Genomic DNA, 21,886 nt, shown 5'->3' on the forward strand with positions numbered 1-21,886 from the left:
GCGCTCGCCAGTTGCAAAGACCGGCTTGATGCGAAGAAGTTAGCCAGGCGCTTTGCCGTCAACCCCGTCAACTAACTCCCGGCCTTTGACGAAAGCGAGATCTTCTGTAACGGCTTGCGTTGAATAAAAGCTTGCCGGGTCTGACTCGGCGCTGGACAGCGGTGTCGCCGTCGGTCCCGCTCCGCTATCAGTAATTCTGACTTTGAAATCCCATTGTTGACCGTGGCCGTCAAGTTCTTCAGCCTGATGGGCGCGCACTGCCGTGCAGACATGTATCTGCTTGTCGTGATAATCCAGCGTTTTCCACTCCGGTTGATCGTTCTTTGCCGTGTCTTTGAGGGTGGCCATCGCGTTCTCCTTTGCGCTTGCAGCGGGTTGCTCGAACGACAGTCATTGTCGCAAACGAAAGCCCACGCGCACGCGCCCCCGCTGAAGACTTGACGTAACGTGCGTGAAATTGCGTTTCGCAGCGGAGATTTGACTGGTCTTCCTGAGCCCAGGCTGGCGGGCTCAGCCTTGCAGCATGCCCCGGCTCTCGATAAAAGCGATCACCTCGGCCACACCCGCCTGGGTTTTAAGGTTGGTCATGACAAAGGGTTTGAGGCCGCGCGCAGTGCTGCGCATGCGCACGGTGTCGGCGCGCATCACATCCAGATCAGCGCCTACGTAAGGCGCCAAGTCGATCTTGTTAATGACGAACAGATCGCTCTTGGTGATGCCGGGGCCGCCCTTGCGCGGAATCTTTTCGCCGCCCGCCACGTCGATCACGTAAATCGTCAGGTCGCTCAGTTCCGGGCTGAAGGTGGCGGCCAGGTTGTCGCCGCCGGACTCGATGAAGACAATGTCGGCGTCGGGAAATTCCGCCAGCATGCGGTCTATGGCTTCGAGGTTGATGGAAGCGTCTTCGCGAATCGCGGTATGTGGACAGCCGCCGGTTTCCACTCCCATGATGCGCTCGGCGTCCAGCGCGCCGCTGACGGTGAGCAGGCGCTGGTCCTCCTTGGTGTAGATGTCGTTGGTGATGACCACCAGGTCGTAGCGTTCGCGCATGGCCTTGCAAAGCATCTCGAGCAGCGTGGTCTTGCCCGAGCCGACAGGTCCACCTATGCCGACACGCAGCGGTGGGAGTTTCTTGCTGCGGTTGGCGATGTGGTGCAGGGTCATAGTGCCCCCACGTTTGCCGCCAGGGCGGCTGCACTGTCCCCCGAGGGGGCGCGATCTAGTTTGAAGCGGTTCTGCACTGCGAAGAGCGCGTCCACGTTTGCCGCCAGGGCGGCGGCACTGTCCCCCGAGGGGGCGCGATCTAGTTTGAAGCGGTTCTGCACTGCGATCATGATCTGAACAACCTTGAGTATTGAACTTCATGCTGGGCCGACAAAATGGCCAGCATGGGGGAAAACGCCTGGCGCTCGCTGTCAGTCAAAGAGAGGGCGTATTCCACGGCACCAGGGATGTCGGAGGTCAGCGCCGAGAGGATGCGCTGCCCCGCGCTTTGCCCCAGGGGAACAGATTTAATGGCGGCTTGCACCATGTTTTCGGCCCAGCCAAAGGTATAGGTCATCAGGCAGTGGCGCAGTGGCGCCTGGGTGGTGGATGCGGCCAAGGCAAAGGCCACCGGGTAGCTGGGCTGCAGCGCCGCCAGGGTATCGATTTGCGCCGCGTGGGCGGTGGTGTGGTTGCGCAGCCACTCCAGCAGCGAGCGGCCCATTTGTTCGGTTTGCTGGCGCAGCTCGCTGCTCTCGCGGGTGTGCAAAGCCCAAGCGTTGAGTTCGGCAATACGGCCATGGTCAGCGCACTGCCAGGCGGGCACGGCCTGCGCCACCACGGCCAGGTCGGCGCGCGCCAGGCTCAGGTGCAGTTGGTCCAGCAGCCAAGCGCTTGCTCCTGATTCTGTAGCTACCCGCGCACTGTCCACGGCAGCTTCAAGGCATTCCGAGTAAGAAAACCCGCCGATGGGCAGGGCCGGCGAGGCCAGCCACATGAGCTGCATCAGGCTGCTGCCGTGCAAGGCTGGCGCGGGCTCTTCCCGACGCCGGCGCCGCCGGATGCCGGTGATGGGCGTGTGCTTGGCAGGACCGGAGCGGCGTATCAAGGGGCGTGGCCCTTCCCGTGGCTGTGATCATGCCCATGCTCGCCCTGTGCATGGCTGTGGCCAGCTGAGGAATAGGCCCCACCCTCGGGCTCGAATGCCTCGGTCGCCTCACGCACCGTCAGATGCATGGCGCGCAGCATGTCGGCCAGCACATGGTCGGGCTCTATCTTCAGATGATCCGGTTTGAGTTCTATCGGCACATGCCGGTTGCCCAGGTGGTAGGCCGCGCGTGTCAGGTCAAACGGTGTGCCGTGCGTCAGGCAAGGCGTGATGCGCAGCACCGGTTGTCCGGCGGCAATCACGCGAACAAGCGAGCCGTCTTCAGCCACCAGCACATCACCGCCGCGCACCAGGGTGCCGCGCGGCAAAAATATGCCCACAGCGCGTCCCTGTGAATCGGTGGCGTTGAAACGGCTTTTCTGACGCAGGTCCCAATCGAGTTCAAGCGTGGCGGCGCGCTTGAGCAGCACCGGTGCTAAGCCGGCGCCTTGCTGGATAAGTCTGGAAATTTGCAGCATCAAAACAGAAAATAACGTTGTGACATGGGCAGACTCAGCGCTGCCTCGCAGGTCAGCAACTGACCATCGGCGCGCACGCTGTAAGTCTGCGCATCAATCTCCATCTTGGGCAGCGCGTGGTTGTGCACCATGTGCTGCTTGCGCACGCCACGTATGTTTTTAACCGCGCTGAGCGTCTTGGCCAACCCAAAGCGTTCCTTGATTCCTGCGTCAAGTCCGGCCTGCGAGACAAAGGTCAATGAGCCTCGCGCCAAAGCGCCGCCATAGGCGCCAAACATTGGGCGGTAATGCACCGGTTGCGGCGTCGGGATGGAGGCGTTGGGGTCGCCCATGGCGGCCATGGCGATGAAGCCGCCTTTCAAAATCAGCGCGGGTTTGACGCCAAAGAACGCCGGCTTCCACACCACCAGATCGGCCCATTTACCGACTTCGATGCTGCCGACCTCGTGGCTGATGCCGTGGGCGATGGCCGGGTTGATGGTGTATTTGGCGACGTAGCGTTTGGCGCGGAAGTTGTCGTTGCGCTCGCTGTCCCCGACGGCTCCGTCGGCTTGTGTTCCTTGCAGTTTGCCGCGCTGCCCCTTCATCTTGTGCGCCGTCTGCCAGGTGCGCAGAATCACTTCACCGACACGCCCCATGGCCTGGCTGTCGCTGGACATCATGCTGATGGCGCCCAGGTCGTGCAGCACGTCTTCGGCGGCAATGGTTTCTTTGCGGATGCGGCTTTCGGCAAAGGCCAGGTCTTCGGCAATCGCCGGGTTCAGGTGGTGGCACACCATCAGCATGTCGACATGCTCGTCCAGCGTGTTGACCGTGTAGGGCATGGTCGGGTTGGTCGAGCTGGGCAGGAAGTTGGCCTCGCCGACCACGCGCAGGATGTCGGGGGCATGGCCGCCGCCCGCGCCTTCGGTGTGAAAAGCGCACAGGCCGCGCCCCTTGGTGGCGGCGATGGTGTTCTCGACAAAGCCGCTTTCGTTAAGCGTGTCCGAATGAATCGCCACCTGGACATCGGCCTCTTCGGCCACGTCCAGGCAGTTGCTGATGGCCGCCGGTGTGGTGCCCCAGTCTTCGTGCAATTTCAAGCCGATGACACCCGCGTTGACCTGCTCGTGCAACGCGGCTGGAAGAGACGCGTTGCCCTTACCCAGAAAGCCCAGGTTCATCGGAAAGGCATCGGCCGCCTGCAGCATGCGCTCTATGTTCCACGGCCCGGGCGTGCAGGTGGTGGCAAAAGTTCCGGTGGCCGGGCCCGTGCCGCCGCCCAGCATGGTGGTGATGCCGGAAGCCAGCGCCTCTTCGATTTGCTGTGGGCAGATGAAGTGAATGTGGCAATCAATGCCGCCGGCCGTGACAATGTTGCCTTCGCAACTGATGACCTCGGTGCCGGGGCCAATGATGATGTCCACGCCGGGTTGTACGTCCGGGTTGCCAGCCTTGCCGATCGCCACGATGCGCCCGCCTTTCAGGCCGATGTCGGCTTTGACGATGCCCCAATGGTCAAGAATCAAGGCGTTGGTCATGACGCAGTCCACGGCGCCACCGCCCTCAGGGCCGGCGCCTGCACCGTCGCGCGTGCGCTGCGACTGCGCCATGCCGTCACGAATGGTCTTGCCACCGCCAAACTTGACTTCCTCGCCATGGCCGCCGGCGCGCAGGGTGAAGTCATGTTCGACCTCAATCAGCAGATCGGTGTCGGCCAGGCGTACCCGGTCGCCCATGGTGGGGCCAAATATTTCGGCGTAAGCGCGCCGTCCCATGGTTGCCATCAGAGTATTCCTTGGGTCAGTCCGCGAAAACCAAATACCACCCGGTCGCCCGCGTAGTCCACCAGTTCAACGGTGCGTTCCTGTCCGGGCTCGAAGCGCACCGCCAAGCCCGACGCAATGTTCAGCCGCATGCCTTGCGCCGCAGCGCGGTCGAACCCGAGCGCGCCATTGGTCTCGGCAAAGTGGTAGTGCGAGCCCACTTGTATGGGCCGATCAGCGGTGTTTTGCACCACCAGCGTGAGCGTGCGGCGCCCCGGGTTGAGCACATGATCGGGGCCGTCGATGATGATTTCGCCGGGTGTCATGCTGACCTCCAAGAGAAAGCAAATCTAGCACTAGCACCCTTATAAAATGCGCCGACAGCTATTGTTTCGATAGCAATTTGAGTATTCATGGCGGTGTCAAACAATCGGTTGGTGCACGGTGACCAGCTTGGTGCCATCGGGGAAGGTGGCTTCGACTTGAATATCTGGAAGCATCTCGGCGATGCCATCCATCACTTGGTCACGACGCAAAACGGTGCGGCCTTCGCTCATCAGTTGTGCCACCGTTTTGCCGTCGCGCGCGCCTTCCATCACGGCAGCGCTGATCAAGGCAATTGCCTCCGGGTAGTTAAGCTTCAGGCCGCGCGCCAGGCGACGTTCGGCCAGCAAACCGGCGGTGAAGATAAGCAGCTTGTCTTTTTCGCGCGGGGTGAGTTCCATGGCCGTTGTTGTTGTCGTCGTGTGTGATGGATAGGTGGAGCAACTTGCGTGCCGTTGCGACTTGCGCAAAACCCAGAATGGCGTCTGCAAGTTTGCCTCATTGTGGTGCGTTTGTGCGGGTTGCGCGCCGCTTTGGCGCAGTAAAACCTCTTTTTGATGCAGGCCCTGCCGAACAAGGCTGGCACAACCCTTGCGGAACAACGAGCAGATCCGGCTTGGATCGTTTTTCCAAATTCATCTAATTCATCTTGGAGAGAAATCATGAATCGTCGAGGCTCTTTGAAAACACTCACCGCGTCCATCGTGCTGGGTTTTGGTTTGGCGGGTGTCACCGGGGTTCACGCTGCCGACACCATCAAGGTGGGCATCTTGCACAGCCTGTCGGGCACCATGGCAATCTCTGAAACGGTGTTGAAAGACACCGTGCTGATGGCGATCGAAGAGATCAACGCCAAGGGAGGCGTGCTTGGTAAAAAGCTCGAGCCAGTGATTGTGGACCCGGCTTCCAACTGGCCGCTGTTTGCCGAAAAAACCAAACAGCTGCTGGGCCAGGACAAAGTCGCTGTTATCTTCGGCTGCTGGACCTCGGTGTCGCGCAAGTCGGTGTTGCCGGTGGTCGAGGAAATGAACGGCCTGCTGTTCTACCCGGTGCAGTACGAAGGTGAAGAACTCAGCAAGAACGTGTTCTACACCGGGGCCGCGCCAAATCAGCAGGCCATCCCGGCGGTGGACTACCTGATGAGCAAGGCCGGCGGCGGCGCCAAGCGCTGGGTGCTGCTGGGCACCGACTATGTCTACCCGCGCACCACCAACAAGATCCTGCGCGCTTACCTGAAGAGCAAGGGCGTGGCTGACAAGGACATCGACGAGAAATACACGCCGTTTGGCCACGCCGACTACCAGACCATCGTGGCTGACGTGAAGAAGTTTTCTGCCAGCGGCAAAACAGCAGTGGTGTCCACCATCAACGGCGACTCCAACGTGCCTTTTTACAAGGAGCTGGGCAACGCCGGCCTGAAGGCCAAGGATGTGCCGGTCGTCGCCTTCTCGGTGGGCGAAGAAGAGTTGCGCGGTGTAGACACCAAACCGCTGGTGGGCCACCTGGCGGCGTGGAACTACTTCCAGTCGATCAAGAGCCCGGCCAACACCGAGTTCATTAATAAATGGTCGACCTACGCCAAGGCCAAAAAACTTCCCGGCGCTGACAAGCCATTAACCAACGACCCGATGGAAGCGACTTACATCGGCATCAATATGTGGAAGCAGGCGGTCGAAAAAGCCAAGTCCACCGACACGGACAAAGTGATTGCCGCCATGGCCGGCCAGACCTTCCCTGCGCCGTCGGGCATCGTGTCGAAGATGGATGAGAAAAACCACCACCTGCACAAGTCGGTGTTCATCGGTGAAATCAAGGCCGACGGCCAGTTCAATGTGGTCTGGAAGACGCCGGGACCGGTCAAGGCCAAGCCCTGGAGCCCGTTCATCGAAGGCAACGACAAAAAGCCCGATGAGCCAGCCAAAGGCATGAGTATCGCCACCAAGTAAAGGCGCCATTCCCCAGCCCGATTATGGTCAGGCGCTGCGAGCCGCAGCTGCTTCGCAAGAAGTCGCTGCGGCTTTTTGCTGCGCATCGCCAAGGGGCTCCGGCAGCGAAGCTTTTTGGCCCGCTTCTTGCGCTATCCCGGTGCAAAGGCTTTTAAGAATGGTGCGGCCTACAGGTTCTTCTCATGACAATTCGCTCTCTACTTTTATTTGCTACATTTTTAATAGCTATTAGCGCCCATGCCTTAAGCCCGGAGGAGGTAAAAGGCATGACGCGGGGGGAAACCGAAGGGCGCGTGGAAGCACTGGCCAGGGCCGCTGTCAATCCAGACGACAAAACCGCAGCCTTCATCCAGGCGCTGGCCGACGATGCCGTGAAAACTGCCGGCGACAAGGTGTTCCTGATCAAGGACGGCCAGGCGTTTGACCCGGTCACCGGTGCGGCGCAGCCTCTGCCTGCCGACGCCGAAGACGTGATCAACAACAACCTAATGCGCAGCGAGCTGGACAGCGCGCTGGCTGCGCTCAAGCTGTTTTCCAAAGACGAGTCAGTGCGGCGTGACGCCATTCAAACGCTGGCCGGCGACAGTGATGAGTCGCGCCTTCCGCTGATTGAAAAAGCCTACGCGACAGAGACTGCGGCTGCGCTCAAAAGCCAGCTTGAGCTGGTGCGCGCCGCAATTTTTCTGGGCAGCAGCGACAAGGCCAAGCGCCTGCAAGCCACAGCGCTGCTGGCGGACAGCAGCAAGCCGGGCACCAAGACCGTGCTGCTGCAGCGTCTGGCGAGTGAAGAAGACGCTGACGTGAAGGTGGCACTGCAGGCCGCGCTGCGCAAGGTAGAGGCGGCGCTGGCCTGGGGCGACAAACTGGGCGCGGTGTTCAGCGGCATCAGCCTGGGCAGCATCTTGCTTCTGGTAGCGCTGGGCCTGGCCATTACCTACGGCCTGATGGGTGTCATCAACATGGCGCACGGCGAGTTGATGATGATTGGCGCGTATGCGACCTATGTGGTGCAGGGCCTGTTTCAGAAATACCTGCCGGACGCGTTTGACTGGTATCTGCCAGCCGCCGTGCCGGTGGCCTTCATGGCGGCGGCGCTGATGGGCGCTGCGCTGGAACGCGGCGTGATTCGCTTCCTCTATGGCCGTCCGCTGGAAACCCTGCTGGCCACCTGGGGCATCAGCCTGATGCTGCAGCAGTTGATGCGCAGCATTTTTGGCGCGCAAAACGTCGGCGTCGAAAACCCGGTGTGGATGAGTGGCGGCGTGCAGGTGCTGGGCAATTTGTCGCTGCCCTACAACCGGCTCGTCATCATCGGCTTTGCCCTCGCCGTGCTGCTGGCCATGGCCTGGCTGATCAGCCAGACGCGGCTGGGCCTGTTTGTGCGCGGTGTCACGCAAAACCGGCCAATGGCCGCGTGCATGGGCGTGAACACGGCGCGTGTCGACACCTATGCGTTTGCCCTGGGCTCGGGCATTGCCGGGCTGGCCGGCTGCGCCTTGAGCCAGGTCGGTAACGTCGGTCCAGACCTGGGCCAGGGCTACATCATCGATGCCTTCATGGTGGTGGTGCTGGGCGGCGTCGGCCAGCTGGCCGGCACGGTGTATGCGGCCATGGGCTTGGGGCTTTTGAACAAATTCCTGGAAGGCTGGACCGGCGCGGTGCTGGCCAAGATTGCGGTGCTGGTGCTCATCATCATCTTTATTCAGAAACGTCCGCAGGGCATCTTTGCGATGAAGGGCCGCGCAGCGGAAGCCTGACCATGAAAGCACCGATCACCCCCCACTTCTCCGGCGCCATGCTGCCGGCAAAAGCCCCCTTACTCACGCGCACCGGCTGGAGCGCCTTTGTCATCGCGCTGATCGTGGTCTGCGCCGTGGCGCCGCTGCTGAACCTGTGGGTGCCCGAGGGTGGCGCGTTCCACCTGAGCACTTATGCGGTGGCGCTGCTCGGCAAGATCATGTGCTACGCCATGGTTGCGCTGGCGATGGACCTGATCTGGGGCTACACCGGCATTCTTTCTCTGGGTCATGGCGTGTTTTTCGCGCTCGGCGGCTATGCCATGGGTATGTATTTGATGCGCCAGATCGGCAGCGATGGCAACTACAAGAGCGCGCTGCCCGATTTCATGGTGTTTCTGGACTGGAAAACGCTGCCTTGGCACTGGACTTTCAGCGACAGTTTTTTCGCAACACTGGTCTTGATTGTGGGGGTGCCGGCTCTCGTGGCCTTTGTATTTGGTTACTTCGCCTTTCGCTCGCGCATCAAGGGCGTGTATTTTTCCATCATCACGCAGGCCATGACCTTTGCCGCGATGCTGCTGTTTTTTCGCAATGAAACCGGTTTTGGCGGCAACAACGGATTTACCGATTTCAAGCGCATTCTGAGCATTCCAATCGCCACTCCTTCGATGCGCATGCTGCTCTTTGTAATCACCGGCCTCACGCTATTGGGCTTTTTTCTGTTTGCAAAATGGCTGGTGAGCAGCAAGTTTGGCCGCGTGTTGCAGGCCATCCGCGACGCTGAAACGCGCGTAATGTTCTCGGGCTACAACCCCGTTGGCTACAAGCTCGCCATCTGGGTCATTTCGGCCGTCATGTGCGGCGTGGCCGGCGCGCTGTATGTGCCGCAGGTCGGCATCATCAACCCCGGAGAAATGAGCCCGGCCAACTCGATTGAAATGGCCATCTGGGTGGCCGTGGGCGGACGCGCCAGCCTGGTCGGCCCGATCGCCGGCGCCTTCATCGTCAACGGTGCCAAGAGCTGGTTGACCGTGGCTTACCCGGAGTACTGGCTGTATTTTCTGGGCCTGTTGTTCATTGCCATGACGCTTTTCCTGCCCCAGGGCGTGGTGGGGCTGGCGAAGAATCTTAGGAAAGGAAATGCCGAATGAGCGACGCCGGGCCGCCCCAAGGCGCGAAGGCCCCCGCGGGGGGCAGCGAAGTACACGCAGTGACGAGCGTGGGGGCCATGTTATGACACCCGACCTTCTGGAGCAGGGAGCGCAACGCCTGGAAAAACGCCAGGCAGCGTTGCAGGCCGGTCACTTCAACACCGCGTCCGGTGGCCGCAACGCCAGCACAGGTCGCGTCATCACGCCGGATGAAGTGGACGTAACGCATGGCCGCATCCTGTACTTGGAAGATGTCAATGTGAGCTTCGATGGTTTCAAAGCCATCAACAAACTTTCCCTGGATATTGCGCCCGGCGAGTTGCGCTGCATCATAGGCCCCAACGGCGCGGGCAAGACCACGCTGATGGACATCATCAGCGGCAAAACCCGGCCCGACAGCGGCAGCGTATTTTTTGGCAGCACGATTGACCTGCTGCGCTACACCGAGCCGCAAATTGCGCAGCTGGGAATTGGCCGAAAGTTTCAGAAACCCACGGTGTTCGAACAGCTGACGGTGTTTGAAAACCTGGAGCTGGCCCTCAAGACTGACAAGGGCGTGAAGTCGTCAATGTTCTTCAGGCTGGACTCGGCGCAGAGTGACCGGCTTGCCGAGATCATCGTGACCATCCAGCTGGCCGACAACGTCTCGCGGCTGGCGGGCAAGCTAAGCCACGGGCAAAAGCAGTGGCTGGAAATCGGCATGCTGCTAATGCAAGACCCCAAGCTGCTGCTGCTCGACGAACCCGTTGCCGGCATGACCGATGAGGAAACGGCGCGCACGGCCGAGTTGTTTCTTACGCTCAAGGGTAAGCATTCATTGATGGTGGTCGAGCACGACATGAGTTTCATCCGGGCGATCTCCGAGATCGTCACGGTGCTGTGTGACGGCTCTGTGCTGGCGCAGGGCACGCTGGACCAGGTGCAGGCAGATGAACGGGTGATCGAGGTGTATCTTGGCCGCTGACCTGACTTGCGTTCACACTGGGCTTGTCAAAGTGACTATGCTGGGTTTAGGCAACAGCGGCTAATTTTGAGGAGCGACACCATGTTGGCGGTAAAAAACATTAACCAGTATTACGGCGGCTCGCATATCCTGCGCAACGTGAGCCTGCAGGTGCCTGCAGGAAAAGTGACGGTGCTGCTGGGCCGCAACGGCGTCGGCAAGACCACGCTGCTCAAGTCGTTGATGGGGTTGGTTCCCATCAAGAGCGGCAGCATCGAATTTGACGGCAAGCCGATTCAGGACGCCACGCCTTTCCAGCGCGCGCGCGCGGGCATTGGTTTTGTGCCGCAAGGCCGCGAAATTTTTGCGCGTCTGACGGTCGAGGAAAACCTGGCGATGGGGCTGGCCTACAAGAGCGCCGGTACGCCGATACCAGCCAACCTGTACGAACTGTTTCCGGTGCTGCAAAACATGCTAAAGCGGCGCGGCGGCGACCTGTCGGGCGGCCAGCAGCAGCAGCTGGCGATTGCCCGTGCGCTGGCAGCCAGGCCGCGGCTGCTGATCCTGGACGAACCGACCGAAGGCATACAGCCCAGCATCATCAAGGACATAGGCCGTGTTATCCGCAGGCTGGCCGATCAAGGCCTGGACGGCCGGCCGGTGGCTGTTTTGCTGGTCGAGCAGTATTACGATTTTGCGCAGGAACTGGCCGATAGCTACCTCGTCATGGAGCGCGGCGCGGTCATCGCCAGTGGCGCGGGCCAGGACATGCAGGCCAAAGGCGTGCGCCAGCTGGTAGCCCTTTGAGTTGGTCTGCAATTTTCTGCAGTTGCTTTTTAAATGTCCTGCGGGGCACTACAACGCATGGCGTTGGCGTGTCGTTGAAAAGACCCTGACATGAGCTGGAACGCCGCCCTGTCACTGGACTACGGCCTGGAAGCCGGGCGCAGCGTGCTGCGCTTTGCCCACACCGGCCCCTTGCGAATACTGCAAAGCCTTTACCCCGAGGGCGATGCGGTCTGCCACAACGTGCTGGTGCATCCGCCCGGCGGGCTGGTTGGCGGTGACACGCTGGACATTCGCGTCACGGTGGGCTGCGGCGCGCACGGGCTGGTGACCACCCCGGGCGCAACGCGCTTTTACCGCTCTTCTGGCGAGCAGGCGCTGCAGCAAACCCACTTGCGCCTGGAGGGCGGCGCCCGCATGGAATGGCTGCCGCTGGAAACCATTTTGTACAGCGGCTGCAGAGCCACCAACCGGCTAAGCTTTGACCTGGCCCCCGAAGCCGAACTGATAGGCTGGGACATCACCGCGCTGGGCCTGCCGCACTCGGGCCAAGCGTTTACGCGCGGACAGTTTTGTCAGCACATTGAGCTGCCTGGCATCTGGCTGGAGCGCGGCATAGTGGACGCGCGCGACTCACGGTGGCTCAACAGTCCTCTGGCGCTGGCTGGCCAGCATTGCATGGCGTCTATTTTCTTTGCCGCAGGCAGCGCCATTGACCGCGCGCGACGCGAACTGGCGCTGGACGGTGCCCGGCAGATGCTGGGCAGTCACGCGCTCAATGCCCAGGCCGGCGCCACCAGCCCCAACCCGCAGGTGGTGGTGCTGCGCGCGCTGGCACCGCAAGTTGAACCGGCCAGGGATCTGCTAAAAAAAGTCTGGGCCGTCTGGCGCCAGACGCTATGGAACAAAGTCGCCGTGGTGCCCCGTGTATGGGCCACATAAGCTACTAAAAAAGTAGCAAGCGACGGATTGCGTAAAAGGGTTGCAGCGCTACTGCAGCCCTTTTGCAGCAGACTCGAAATTACTTCTTGACGGTAACGCTGGTCGCTTCCAGCAGCAAGGGGTAGTTGTAGCCGGAGCCGAAATCCTTGTCGAGCGCCACCTTGCCGACGATAACTACCTGGTCGCCGACTTTTGCGCTTTGCTGGCTGGTCACGGTCAGGTCGTTGCTGGTCTTGTCGCCGGTACCGTCTTGCAGATGCAGGAAGTTGCGCTTCATGATGCCTTCATTGACCTTGACGACCTTGCCCTGCACGCGCACTTCCTTGCCCGACAGCGAGGTCTTGTTTTTGTGCAGGTCCGCCACGCTCTGGAGCTTGGCTTCTTGCGCGGATGCGCTCAATGCGCCCAGCGCCAGCACACCGGCTAATACGACGTTGAGGTATGTTTTCATAAAAAATTTCTCCTGAAAAGGTTAGTAGTCCGAGCCGCCACAGCGGGGAATTCCGCTTTGGATTGTCCGTCAGTGAAGTGAATAGGCAGGATCGCCTTGGTAGCAAAGTGTGTATAGCGGTTTTGCCGGGTGGCTGCATGTGCGCAAATTACAGCCCCAGTGCCTGAAAAATGGTGTCGACGCGCGCCTGCACGGCGCCGTCCATGACGATGGGGCGGCCCCACTCGCGCTGCGTTTCGCCAGGCCATTTGTTGGTCGCGTCCAGCCCCATCTTGCTGCCCAGTCCACTAACCGGCGAGGCAAAGTCAAGGTAGTCAATCGGCGTGTTTTCAATCAGCATGGTGTCGCGCGCCGGGTCCATGCGCGTGGTCAGCGCCCAGATAACTTCGTGCCAGTCGCGCACGTCGACGTCGTCGTCGACCACGACGATGAACTTGGTGTACATGAACTGGCGCAGGTGGCTCCACACCCCCATCATGATGCGGCGCGCGTGCCCGGGATAGGACTTCTTGATCTGCACCACGGCCATGCGGTAACTGCAGCCTTCGGGCGGCAGATAAAAATCGGTGATCTCGGGAAACTGCCGCTGCAGCAGCGGGATGAACAGCTCGTTGAGCGCCATGCCGAGCACGGCCGGCTCGTCGGGCGGCTTGCCGGTGTAGGTCGAGTGATAAATCGGGTCGCGCCGCATGCTGATGCGGTCCACCGTGAAGACCGGAAACATGGCTTGCTCGTTGTAGTAGCCGGTGTGGTCACCATACGGCCCTTCGAGCGCGTGCTGGTAGCCGCTGGGGTGGTTGGCGTCGGGGTAGATATGGCCTTCGAGAACGATCTCGGCGCTGGCCGGCACGCGCAGCGGCAGGCCAAGGGCCTTTACCACCTCGGTGCGGCCGCCGCGCAACAGGCCGGCAAACTGGTACTCGGACAGGCTGTCGGGCACCGGTGTGACGGCGCCCAAAATGGTGGCCGGGTCAGCCCCCAGCGCTACCGCCACCGGATAGGGCTGGCCCGGATACATCTGGCCATGGTCACGAAAATCGAGCGCACCTCCGCGGTGCGCCAGCCAGCGCATGATGAGCTGATTGCGGCTTAATACCTGCTGGCGGTAGATGCCCAGGTTCTGCCTCGGTTTGTGTGGCCCCTGCGTGACGACCAGGCCCCAGGTAATCAGCGGCGCCACGTCGCCGGGCCAACAGTGCTGCACCGGCAGGCGCGCCAGATCGACATCCTTGCCTTCCCACACTACCTCCTGGCAGGGCGCCGAACGCAGCTCCTTGGGGGCCATGTGCCACAGCGTCTTGAGCAAGCCACCCATCTCCAGCATGTCCTTGAAACCTTTGGGCGGCGCCGGTTCTTTGAGCGACGCCAGCACCTCGCCAAACGGGCGCAGGCCGCGCAGCTCGGCCACGCCCATGGCGCGCGCCACGCGCTCGGGTGTGCCGAACAGATTGGCCAGTACCGGCATGTGGTGGCCGGTGGGCTGCTCGAACAACAGCGCCGGGCCACCGGCGCGCAGCACGCGGTCGCACAGCGCGGTCATTTCCAGATAAGGCGACACCGGCGCTGTGACGCGGCGCAGGTCGCCGCTTAGCTCCAGCTGGGCCATGAAATCGCGCAGATCGCGGTAAGACATCGTGATAACCGCAGGGCCTAGCCAGCGCTGGCCGGCGCCAGGCCGTCCCAGCGCGGTGCCAGGTTGTGCGGCACGTCGAGCAAATCGAGCACGCGCGCCACGCTCTGGTCAACGATGTCGGCAAGGGTCTGTGGGCGCAGGTAAAAAGCCGGTAGCGGTGGGCAGATGATGCCGCCCATTTCTGTCACGCTGACCATGTTGCGCAAGTGCACCAGGTGCAGCGGGGACTCGCGCACCATCAGCACCAGACGGCGGCGCTCCTTGAGCATGACGTCGGCTGCACGCGTGATGAGGTTGTCGGCCAGGCCGTGCGCCACCGCCGCCAGCGTGCGCATGGAGCAAGGCGCCACCACCATGGCGTTGCAGCGGAAGGAACCACTGGCAATGCTGGCACCGACGTTGTGCACGTCGTGCCGCTGGTCGGCCAGCGCCTCGACGGCAGCGCGCTCCAGGCCATCCATGCCCTGCTCCTGTTGCAGGTTGCGCCAGCCCGCGTCGGACACCACCAGATGCGTTTCAATGCCCGCCACGCTGCGCAGCACCTGCAGCAGCCGCACACCGTAAACCGCGCCGCTGGCGCCCGAGATGGCGACGACGATGCGCCGTGGCTGCACGCCGTTATTGCCGCCCTCACCCATGCGCTGTCATGCCCTGTCTTCAGGCGCGCGCGCGCCGCCCGACCAGCGCGAGGCAAAGCGTGCCAGCACCTGGTGCGGCAGCCACTGCTGCAGGTCGAACACCGGCAATTCCAGTGCGTCGAGCGCGTTCTTGACCACCAGACCGAGTTCGGTGTCACCCTCAATGGACAGGCGGCGGCTGAAGAACAGCGTGTCGGGATCTTCCTGGCGCTGCGCCAGGCGCAGGAAATCATGGGCGCTGGCGCTCAGGGTCAGGTCGCAAGCCTGCTGGCGCGGGCAGGCGGCAAAGCGCTGACCGGTCCAGGCGAAATCAAAGGTCAGGCGCGCATCACGCACATGGATGCGCAGCTTCTTGTTCAGCAGGAACTGGCGCACATCGCCCGGTAAATGCCGCGCCAGGCCGAGGTTGAGCGCGCTGACCAGCAGCAGCGAGCCCGGATAGGCAGGCAGACGCGCCAGCAACTGCGCTGCGGGGGCGGGCACTACGAAGGACGAGGAGGAGGAAGAATTCGAGTTCATGGCGTTCCAGACAATCAGGCCACGTAGAGCAGCACGGTAAAGAAATGGCAGATGCTGCCAGCCAGCACAAACAGGTGCCACAGGCCATGGCCGTGGCGCACCTTGTGGTCGGTGGCGTAAAAAATAATGCCCACGGTGTAGAAGATGCCGCCGGCCACCAGCCAGGCAAAACCGGCCGGGGTAAGGGCTTGCCAGAGCGGTTCCACCGCCACCAGCGCGAGCCAGCCCATCAGCACATAGATCACCAGCGAAAGCACACGCGCGCCCTTGGCAAACCAGATCTCCTGCAGAATGCCAAACAGGCCCAGACCCCACACCGTGCCCAGCAGCGACCAGCCCCAGGCGCCGCGCAGCGACACCAGCGCGAACGGCGTGTAGCTTCCGGCTATCAGCAAATAAATGGAGCAGTGGTCAAACTTGCGCAGCACGTCTTTGGCGCGACCGCGCACGCTGTGGTACAGCGTGGAGAACGCATACAGCGCTACCAGCATGGCGCCGTAGATGCTGAAGCTGACGATTTTCCAGGGGTCTCCCAGGCGCGCCGCCAGCACGATCAGCAACGCCGAGCCGGCCAGCGCCAGGCCCGCGCCGACCAAGTGGCTGATGCTGTTGAAGCGCTCGCCGTAATACATCTGCTATATCCGCTCAGGCCTGCACTACGGACTCGGGCTCGGCCTGGACGATTTGCTCCAGCCCGGGGCGGCCGTGCCAGTAGCCATTGCAGCCCTGGTCCGGCATCAGCGGTTGCAGCCGCGCCAGTGCTTCTTGCGGCGCCAGCGTTTGCGTACGCGCGGCATGGAACACCTCGATCACCTCGGTCGTGTGTTGCGCCTGCGGGCTCAGGCGAACCACGTCGACGCCGAGCGCGCGCATGTCGTCCAGCGCATCGACCAGGTTGTAGACGCGCGCCGATTGCGTTTGCGTGCCGTTGAGCACCAAAAATTCTTCGTGTTCACGGGTATTCAGCATCAGGCCATCGGGATGGTCAATGCAGCTGAAACGGCAGTCGTCCTTGGGCAGGTTGCGATGGCGCGCGGTAAAGCAGCGCGCCGAATAAGCCAGCGGCATGCGCCCATAAGCGAACACCTCGGTCTGCAGACCGGCCGGGCGGCCCTGCTGCAACACTGCCAGGTCGGCGCGTTTCATCTCCAGCGGCATGACCCAGCGGCTGGCGCCCAGCGAGGCCATCCATTGCAGCGTGGGCAGGTTGTAAACATTGAGGTGCGGACCGGCCACAAAGGGCACCTTGCCCGCCAGGCAGCGCACGGCGCCCATGTCGTTGGCTTCAACCGAGAAATTGCCGTTGCTCGCGATCTTGTGCATGATGGCCAGGTCGGCGCCCGACTCCAGCAGCACCTGCGTGGACAGCACCACTTCCTTGCCCGCGCCTTGCAGGCGTGCCGCCAGTTCCAGCCAGTCGCTCAGGCGCAGCTCATGGCGGCGCGAACACACGGTCTCGCCCAGGTAAACCAGATCGACCGGCGTAGCGGCGATGGCGTCGTAAAAACTGAAGATGGCATCTCGCGGCCAGTAGTACAGCAGCGGTCCCAGGGAGATTTTCATGGTGCGGATTTCCGGCCTGCGCGGCCAGTGCATGGTCGGTTCAAGGCGCTATTTCCAGGGTCGGTGGTAGGCGCCCAGCGTGTGCTGCTGGCCTTCGGCCACCTTGTCCAGGCTGGACATCCAGGCTGGCTTGGGTGCATAGCGATGCGGATGGGCGACACAGTTGACGATGGCTTCGCGCCAGACGCGCGTCACCTGCGCCACATAGGCCGGGCTGCGCTGGCGGCCCTCTATCTTGATGGCGCGCACGCCGATTTTCATCAGTTGCGGCAGCAACGCCAGCGTGTTCAGGCTGGTCGGTTCCTCGATGGCGTAGTAGCTTTCTTCGCCGGCCACGTCGAAGCGGCCCTTGCACAGCGTCGGATAGCCGGCGCTTTCACCCTCGGCGTAGCGGTCAATCAACACACCGTTCAAGCGCGACTCCAGCCCCTTGGGAGTTTCCTGCCAACGCACGGACTTGGCCGGCGAGCACACGCCATGCGTGTTGGGCGACTCGCCCGTGACGTAGGACGACAGCGCGCAGCGCCCCTCGACCATCACGCACAGGCTGCCAAAACCGAACACCTCGATCTCCACCGGGGTTTTTTCAATCACCTGCTGCACCTGCAGCATGGACAACACGCGCGGCAGCACCGCGCGCACGATGCCGAACTGCTCGTGGTAGAAATTGATGGCGTCGAAATTGGTGGCAGAACCTTGCACCGACAGGTGCAGGCGTAGCTTGGGATGGTGCAGGACGGCGTACTGCATCAGGCCGGGGTCGGCCAGAATCACGGCATCGACGCTCAGATCAACGGCCTTGTCCAGCGCCGAGCGCCAGGGCGCCGGGTTCGACGCCTGCGGGTAGGTATTGAGCGCCATGAACACTTTGCAACCGCCATCGTGGGCGTAGCGAATGCCGCTGGCGATGGCGGCTTCGTCGAAATTGAGACCGGCGAAATTGCGCGCGTTGGTGGCGTCACGCAAACCCAGGTAGACGCAGCTGGCGCCGTTGTCCACGGCGGCCTTCAGGGCCGGCAGGCTGCCGGCGGGGCACACCAGCTCCAGGGTTGCGGGGTCAGCAGCGGCAGGGGCGAGTGGGGTGGAGGGTTGCATGCAGATAGGGTTCTGGCGCCAGCTCCAGAGCGGAGCCATCACGCAGTACATAACCATACGCCGCTTTGCCCAGGTGGCTATTGATCTGCATCAATGATCGGGCCAGCCGGTGACGCGAAGCGACTAGCCCAGTGCCAGCAGGCCAAGCGGATTCTTGGTGAGCGCCACCGAGACGATCCAGCCGAAGACCGCCAGCGCGGCAAGCCAGGCGGCGGCGCGCACGGCCAGCGGCCGGCCGGGGCGAAGCGCCAGCACGCCCAGGCCGATGTAGATCAGCAAGCCGACGATTTTCGCCGTCAGCCAGGGCGCGTTGCCTGGCGTGAGCCGCAACTGCCAGGCCAGCAGCAATGCCGATACCAGCAGCACCGTGTCGACGAGGTGGGGCAGCGTCTTGGCGATGCGACCGCGTACCCATGCAGCGCCACGCAGCGACGCCGTGCCACGTACAACGAAGCCCGCCAGCGACAACACGACGGCGCCCTGGTGGATTGTTTTGAGCGTGAAATAGTCCATTGAAACCTTGGTAAACCTTAGTAAAAATTGTGTTCAGCCGGGTCGCCCGTCGATACGCGGCTGCGTCAGCACCGGCCAATAGCGCAGCGTGTACAGCGCGAAGCCGGACGACCACAATGCGGCCGACAGCAGCACCGCATGCATTGTCAGGGCCGGTGCAAACAGCGGCACGAAAACGCGCACCAGCGCCGCGCCCAGCACCAGCGCGTAACAGCTGACTTCGCTGCGACCAGCGCGCAGCGGCCTGCCGGTGTGGCCCAGCGCGGTGCGCGTCATCATGCCGATGATGAGCCCGCCGATCGCGCCCACCGTCAACGCATGCGTCGCCACCGACGATGTCACCCATCCCATCTCTGCCAGCGCGCGCAGCGCCAGATGCAGCGGAATCCAGCCGTAAGCGGCGTGCAGCACCCAGACCAGCGGCGCGCGCACTGTCTTCCACGGCTGCCACAGCGCCCAGCGCGCCAGGTGCGCGGCCGCGCAAATGCTGGCCAGTAACGCCAGCGCTGCGCCGTGCAGCTGCAGCGCATCGGCCAGCAGCAGCGCCAGCACCGACACCAGCGCCAACTTTTCCAGCGCCGGGCGCCGCGTCGCGTTGGCGCCCGGCACGCCGGCGTTGGTGAACATCGGGATGACACGGCCGCCCATCACGGCCATGATGAAGAGCATGAGATCGAGCGCCAGCTGGATGCCGATCCAGCCCGGCAGCTGCAGCACACCGAGCTGCGCCAAGTGCACCGTCAACACCGCCGCCGACATCAGCAGCAGCAGCGCAACGAAAAAGTAGTTGCGCCGGTTGCGCGCAGCTATGAAGGGAATTGCTAGCGCGATGGCGGCCGCCAGCGGAAATGAGGCATTGGTGAGCGCGGCGGCCCAGCCGAAGGGCGTGAGCACCAGCACCCGCCCCGCAACCCAGAGCGCCGCCATGGCGGCCAGCGGCCAGCCAGACGGCGTCAGCCGTCCCGACCAGTTGCGTCCGGCCGTGAGCAGAAAGCCCACCAGCACCGCCAGCGTGAAGCCGAACAGCATTTCATGCGCATGCCACAGCGGCCCCTGCAGGTAGGGCCTGCCCAGCCAGCCGGCGAACTGCAGCGCCCACACGGCTATCGACAAGGCGGCGAACGAGCTCGCCAGCAGGTAGAAGGGGCGAAAACCGATCTGCCAAAGCGTGAAGCGCTGCGCGTTGGCCGGCGGAAGCGGCGGCTCTTCGCCTTGGAGGGTCTGTGCCATTGGGAGTTTCCTTAAGTCTGTGTGGCGCTGGCGGCGCCGTGCTGAATTCGCCATGCTACGGCAGCGCCCACGACGGTGGCGGCAAACAACGCAATGGCCGCGGCGTTGAAGGTGGCGCCCACAGCGCGCAGCGGCCCGCCCGACAAGCCGAAACCGAGGCGCACGATGAGCGACAGATGCAAGGCCGCGAGCGGCACATAAAAGAACAGGCCGAACTGCAGCTTGACGCGCGCGACGGCCGGCAGGATTACCGGCGCGTGGCCCATCATCATGCTGACGATGAAACCCAGCCCGAGCGCGTGCAATGCGGCATCGCGCGCGGGCCAGCCGAGTGCCGTGGCGGCCCAAGCCACGCCGGCCAGCGCCAGCCAGCCGTAGCCGCCAAGCAGGCACAGCGCCATGTAGCGGCTGAGGCCGTGCGTGAAGACGGTGCGGCGGGCGATGTCGAACCCGATTAGCCACAACGCCAGCAAGGCCAGCGCCGTGCCGAACATCACACCGCCCGACACCGGCGAAAGCGCTGACAGGCCGGCGCCCAGCAGCAGCGCCGACAAAATGGCGTAAAGCGAGCCCTGCGCGCCGGGACGCCGGCGCATCAGCCGTGTCATTTCCAGCCGCTCGGCAGCGATGGTCAGCAGCAGAAAGGCGAACCACCACGGCAACACTGCCGTGCTGTCCTGGCCGGCGGCGAACAGCAGGTTGCCGATCAGCCAGGCCAGCGCGCCAACCAGCAGCAGCGCCGTGTGGGCCGCGCGCTGTCGCTGCAGCACCACGAGGTTGACGGCGCAAAAGGCGGCGGCGGCCAGCACGCCTAACCAAGCGCCCGCTGCGCTGTATCCGAACAGCAGGCAAGCAGCACCCAAACCCGTGACAAAGGGCGCAACAAAGGCCGCGCGCAACTTGACCGCCACCGCGCGTTCGATGCCGATGACGGTGCCGAGGAAGCCGCAGATCATCAGCGCCGCATGGGCCAGGGCGGCGCGTCCCAACCAGGCGGCGTCCGCCGCAGCGGGCAAGGCCACGCCCAGGCGCGCCAGGCCCCCGCTGATGCCGGCAAGCAGCGCCAGCGCAACCAGCGCCAGCAGCAGTGGTCGCGCCGCCACGGCCAGCCACGAAGGCGCAGCGCTGCGGCGTCCGCGGGCTTGGGTTATGGCGGGGCGGGCCAGTTTCACCAGCCCATGAAGCGCCTGGAGCGCTCGCTCATTCGATCGGGGCTCCAGGGCGGCTGCCACACCAGTTCCACCTGAATCAGCAGTTCCGGAGGCAGGGCGCGGTCCAGCTCGGTTTCGACCTCTTCCACGATGAGGTCGGTGACCGGGCAGGCGGCCGAGGTCATCGTCAGCAGTACATGCACCTTGGCGGCGGTGACGCTGACGTCGTAGATCAGCCCGACGTCGACGATGCTCATCGCGACTTCCGGGTCGACCACCCGGCGCAGCGCATCCACGATGGGCTGGCGCAGCGTTTCGGGTCCGGCGTAGGGAAAGGGCGGCGTGAGGTCCATCGCAGCAACTCCTGTGGGTTGGGCTTGTGCTTCAGACGGCGCGCGGTTTACTCGAAACGGGCACCGCACGGCTGATGAAGGGTACCTTGGTAAGCGATGGCCGGTCCGCAACAGGGCCATCCAAGCCGCTGAGAAATTCGCCCGGCTCGCGCCGCTCGTTCATTTCTCGAGAGGGTCGGAAAAAAAGGGGCTCAGGCGCCTCCGCAGCCGCCGCAGCACTGTCCGGTGCCGCAGCCCGACGGCAGCTTTGTAATGGCGACGCGCCAGGTGGCGGGACCTTGCTCTAGATATTCCCAGACGAACTTGCCGGGCAGCTCGGCCTGGAACTGCTCGTGCAGCGGCTTCTGGTCTTGGTCGTTGACCAACTCCATGGACTGGCCGGTGGCGAGTTGCTTGAAGGTCGAGAAGATCAGCGGCTGACGCTCGCCTGCGGCAAGCTGGCGAACGTCAACGGTGGAGCGGGAAGCTGTGCTGGTGGTCATGAATAGTCCGTTTTATGGAAGCGATGAAGATGCGATAGCGAAGCGAGGGGGCGCGCCAAAAGAGGCATTTTT

General features: G+C 62.9%; 25 protein-coding genes. 6 read left to right on the forward strand and 19 right to left on the reverse strand.

What is annotated here, in order from left to right; all coding sequences use genetic code 11:
* Positions 1 to 39: 39 nt before the first annotated feature.
* The 7 genes from HHJ18_RS16500 to HHJ18_RS16530 all read right to left on the reverse strand — a co-directional run bounded on the left by HHJ18_RS16500 (position 40) and on the right by HHJ18_RS16530 (position 5,080).
* On the reverse strand, positions 40 to 348 hold the full coding sequence (locus HHJ18_RS16500) for a hypothetical protein (protein WP_296916932.1): 309 nt from the start codon (positions 346 to 348) through the stop codon (positions 40 to 42).
* A 162-nt stretch (positions 349 to 510) separates the two neighbouring features.
* On the reverse strand, positions 511 to 1,164 hold the full coding sequence (gene ureG / locus HHJ18_RS16505; protein ID WP_296916933.1) for an urease accessory protein UreG: 654 nt from the start codon (positions 1,162 to 1,164) through the stop codon (positions 511 to 513).
* Positions 1,165 to 1,330: 166 nt separating this feature from the next.
* Positions 1,331 to 1,990 carry an urease accessory UreF family protein gene (locus HHJ18_RS16510; protein ID WP_296917366.1) on the reverse strand — a complete coding sequence of 220 codons (660 nt, stop codon included), beginning with the start codon at positions 1,988 to 1,990 and terminating at the stop codon, positions 1,331 to 1,333.
* 98 nt (positions 1,991 to 2,088) lie between these two features.
* On the reverse strand, positions 2,089 to 2,610 hold the full coding sequence (gene ureE / locus HHJ18_RS16515) for an urease accessory protein UreE (protein WP_296916934.1): 522 nt from the start codon (positions 2,608 to 2,610) through the stop codon (positions 2,089 to 2,091).
* Positions 2,610 to 4,376: an urease subunit alpha gene (ureC, locus tag HHJ18_RS16520; protein WP_296916935.1), complete on the reverse strand. Its 1,767-nt coding sequence runs from the start codon at positions 4,374 to 4,376 to the stop codon at positions 2,610 to 2,612. The genes ureE and ureC overlap by 1 nt, the downstream gene beginning before the upstream one ends.
* Positions 4,376 to 4,681 carry an urease subunit beta gene (locus tag HHJ18_RS16525; protein WP_296916936.1) on the reverse strand — a complete coding sequence of 102 codons (306 nt, stop codon included), beginning with the start codon at positions 4,679 to 4,681 and terminating at the stop codon, positions 4,376 to 4,378. Before HHJ18_RS16525 ends, ureC begins: the two co-directional genes overlap by 1 nt.
* A 96-nt stretch (positions 4,682 to 4,777) precedes the next feature.
* Positions 4,778 to 5,080 (reverse strand): urease subunit gamma, encoded by a 303-nt coding sequence (locus HHJ18_RS16530; RefSeq protein WP_296917367.1) that lies wholly within the window; start codon positions 5,078 to 5,080, stop codon positions 4,778 to 4,780.
* Positions 5,081 to 5,341: 261 nt separating this feature from the next.
* Here HHJ18_RS16530 and urtA point away from each other — a divergent pair, with 261 nt between their 5' ends.
* The 6 genes from urtA (at position 5,342) to HHJ18_RS16560 (ending at position 12,186) form a co-directional block, all read left to right on the forward strand.
* Positions 5,342 to 6,625, forward strand: a complete 1,284-nt coding sequence (gene urtA, locus HHJ18_RS16535) for an urea ABC transporter substrate-binding protein (protein ID WP_296916937.1) — start codon at positions 5,342 to 5,344, stop codon at positions 6,623 to 6,625.
* 182 nt (positions 6,626 to 6,807) lie between these two features.
* Positions 6,808 to 8,382 (forward strand): urea ABC transporter permease subunit UrtB, encoded by a 1,575-nt coding sequence (gene urtB, locus HHJ18_RS16540; RefSeq protein ID WP_296916938.1) that lies wholly within the window; start codon positions 6,808 to 6,810, stop codon positions 8,380 to 8,382.
* A 2-nt stretch (positions 8,383 to 8,384) separates the two neighbouring features.
* The gene (gene urtC, locus HHJ18_RS16545; RefSeq protein WP_296916939.1) at positions 8,385 to 9,515 is read left to right on the forward strand and encodes an urea ABC transporter permease subunit UrtC; all 1,131 of its coding nucleotides are present in this window, start codon (positions 8,385 to 8,387) and stop codon (positions 9,513 to 9,515) included.
* An 82-nt stretch (positions 9,516 to 9,597) separates the two neighbouring features.
* On the forward strand, positions 9,598 to 10,479 hold the full coding sequence (gene urtD / locus HHJ18_RS16550) for an urea ABC transporter ATP-binding protein UrtD (RefSeq protein ID WP_296916940.1): 882 nt from the start codon (positions 9,598 to 9,600) through the stop codon (positions 10,477 to 10,479).
* Between the two features lie 81 nt (positions 10,480 to 10,560).
* Positions 10,561 to 11,265 carry an urea ABC transporter ATP-binding subunit UrtE gene (gene urtE, locus HHJ18_RS16555; protein WP_296916941.1) on the forward strand — a complete coding sequence of 235 codons (705 nt, stop codon included), beginning with the start codon at positions 10,561 to 10,563 and terminating at the stop codon, positions 11,263 to 11,265.
* Positions 11,266 to 11,355: 90 nt separating this feature from the next.
* Entirely contained in the window at positions 11,356 to 12,186 is an 831-nt protein-coding gene (locus tag HHJ18_RS16560; protein WP_296916942.1) for an urease accessory protein UreD, read from the forward strand.
* Between the two features lie 79 nt (positions 12,187 to 12,265).
* Here the strand turns inward: HHJ18_RS16560 and HHJ18_RS16565 are convergent, their stop codons facing one another.
* From HHJ18_RS16565 to HHJ18_RS16620, 12 genes are all read right to left on the reverse strand, one after another.
* The gene (locus HHJ18_RS16565; RefSeq protein ID WP_296916943.1) at positions 12,266 to 12,637 is read right to left on the reverse strand and encodes a hypothetical protein; all 372 of its coding nucleotides are present in this window, start codon (positions 12,635 to 12,637) and stop codon (positions 12,266 to 12,268) included.
* Between the two features lie 148 nt (positions 12,638 to 12,785).
* On the reverse strand, positions 12,786 to 14,270 hold the full coding sequence (gene ubiD, locus HHJ18_RS16570) for a 4-hydroxy-3-polyprenylbenzoate decarboxylase (protein ID WP_296916944.1): 1,485 nt from the start codon (positions 14,268 to 14,270) through the stop codon (positions 12,786 to 12,788).
* Between the two features lie 17 nt (positions 14,271 to 14,287).
* On the reverse strand, positions 14,288 to 14,908 hold the full coding sequence (locus HHJ18_RS16575; RefSeq protein WP_296916945.1) for a UbiX family flavin prenyltransferase: 621 nt from the start codon (positions 14,906 to 14,908) through the stop codon (positions 14,288 to 14,290).
* 6 nt (positions 14,909 to 14,914) lie between these two features.
* Positions 14,915 to 15,427 carry an SCP2 sterol-binding domain-containing protein gene (locus HHJ18_RS16580; protein ID WP_296916946.1) on the reverse strand — a complete coding sequence of 171 codons (513 nt, stop codon included), beginning with the start codon at positions 15,425 to 15,427 and terminating at the stop codon, positions 14,915 to 14,917.
* A 14-nt stretch (positions 15,428 to 15,441) separates the two neighbouring features.
* On the reverse strand, positions 15,442 to 16,059 hold the full coding sequence (locus tag HHJ18_RS16585) for a hemolysin III family protein (protein WP_296916947.1): 618 nt from the start codon (positions 16,057 to 16,059) through the stop codon (positions 15,442 to 15,444).
* Positions 16,060 to 16,072: 13 nt separating this feature from the next.
* Positions 16,073 to 16,990, reverse strand: coding sequence for a U32 family peptidase (locus tag HHJ18_RS16590; protein ID WP_296916948.1), 918 nt, complete (start codon positions 16,988 to 16,990; stop codon positions 16,073 to 16,075).
* A 48-nt stretch (positions 16,991 to 17,038) separates the two neighbouring features.
* Positions 17,039 to 18,085, reverse strand: a complete 1,047-nt coding sequence (locus HHJ18_RS16595; protein WP_296916949.1) for a peptidase U32 family protein — start codon at positions 18,083 to 18,085, stop codon at positions 17,039 to 17,041.
* 123 nt (positions 18,086 to 18,208) lie between these two features.
* On the reverse strand, positions 18,209 to 18,598 hold the full coding sequence (locus HHJ18_RS16600; protein ID WP_296916950.1) for a SirB2 family protein: 390 nt from the start codon (positions 18,596 to 18,598) through the stop codon (positions 18,209 to 18,211).
* Between the two features lie 33 nt (positions 18,599 to 18,631).
* A complete protein-coding gene (locus HHJ18_RS16605; RefSeq protein WP_296916951.1) occupies positions 18,632 to 19,828 on the reverse strand; it encodes an NnrS family protein in 1,197 nt (398 codons plus the stop codon).
* An 11-nt stretch (positions 19,829 to 19,839) separates the two neighbouring features.
* Positions 19,840 to 21,000: a hypothetical protein gene (locus HHJ18_RS16610; RefSeq protein WP_296916952.1), complete on the reverse strand. Its 1,161-nt coding sequence runs from the start codon at positions 20,998 to 21,000 to the stop codon at positions 19,840 to 19,842.
* Positions 20,997 to 21,401, reverse strand: coding sequence for a metal-sulfur cluster assembly factor (locus HHJ18_RS16615; protein WP_366558852.1), 405 nt, complete (start codon positions 21,399 to 21,401; stop codon positions 20,997 to 20,999). Before HHJ18_RS16615 ends, HHJ18_RS16610 begins: the two co-directional genes overlap by 4 nt.
* A 122-nt stretch (positions 21,402 to 21,523) precedes the next feature.
* Positions 21,524 to 21,814 (reverse strand): DUF2249 domain-containing protein, encoded by a 291-nt coding sequence (locus HHJ18_RS16620; protein ID WP_296916953.1) that lies wholly within the window; start codon positions 21,812 to 21,814, stop codon positions 21,524 to 21,526.
* Between the last annotated feature and the right edge of the window lie 72 nt (positions 21,815 to 21,886).

Origin of the sequence: Polaromonas sp., assembly GCF_012927455.1 — a bacterium.
Lineage (GTDB): Bacteria > Pseudomonadota > Gammaproteobacteria > Burkholderiales > Burkholderiaceae_C > Polaromonas.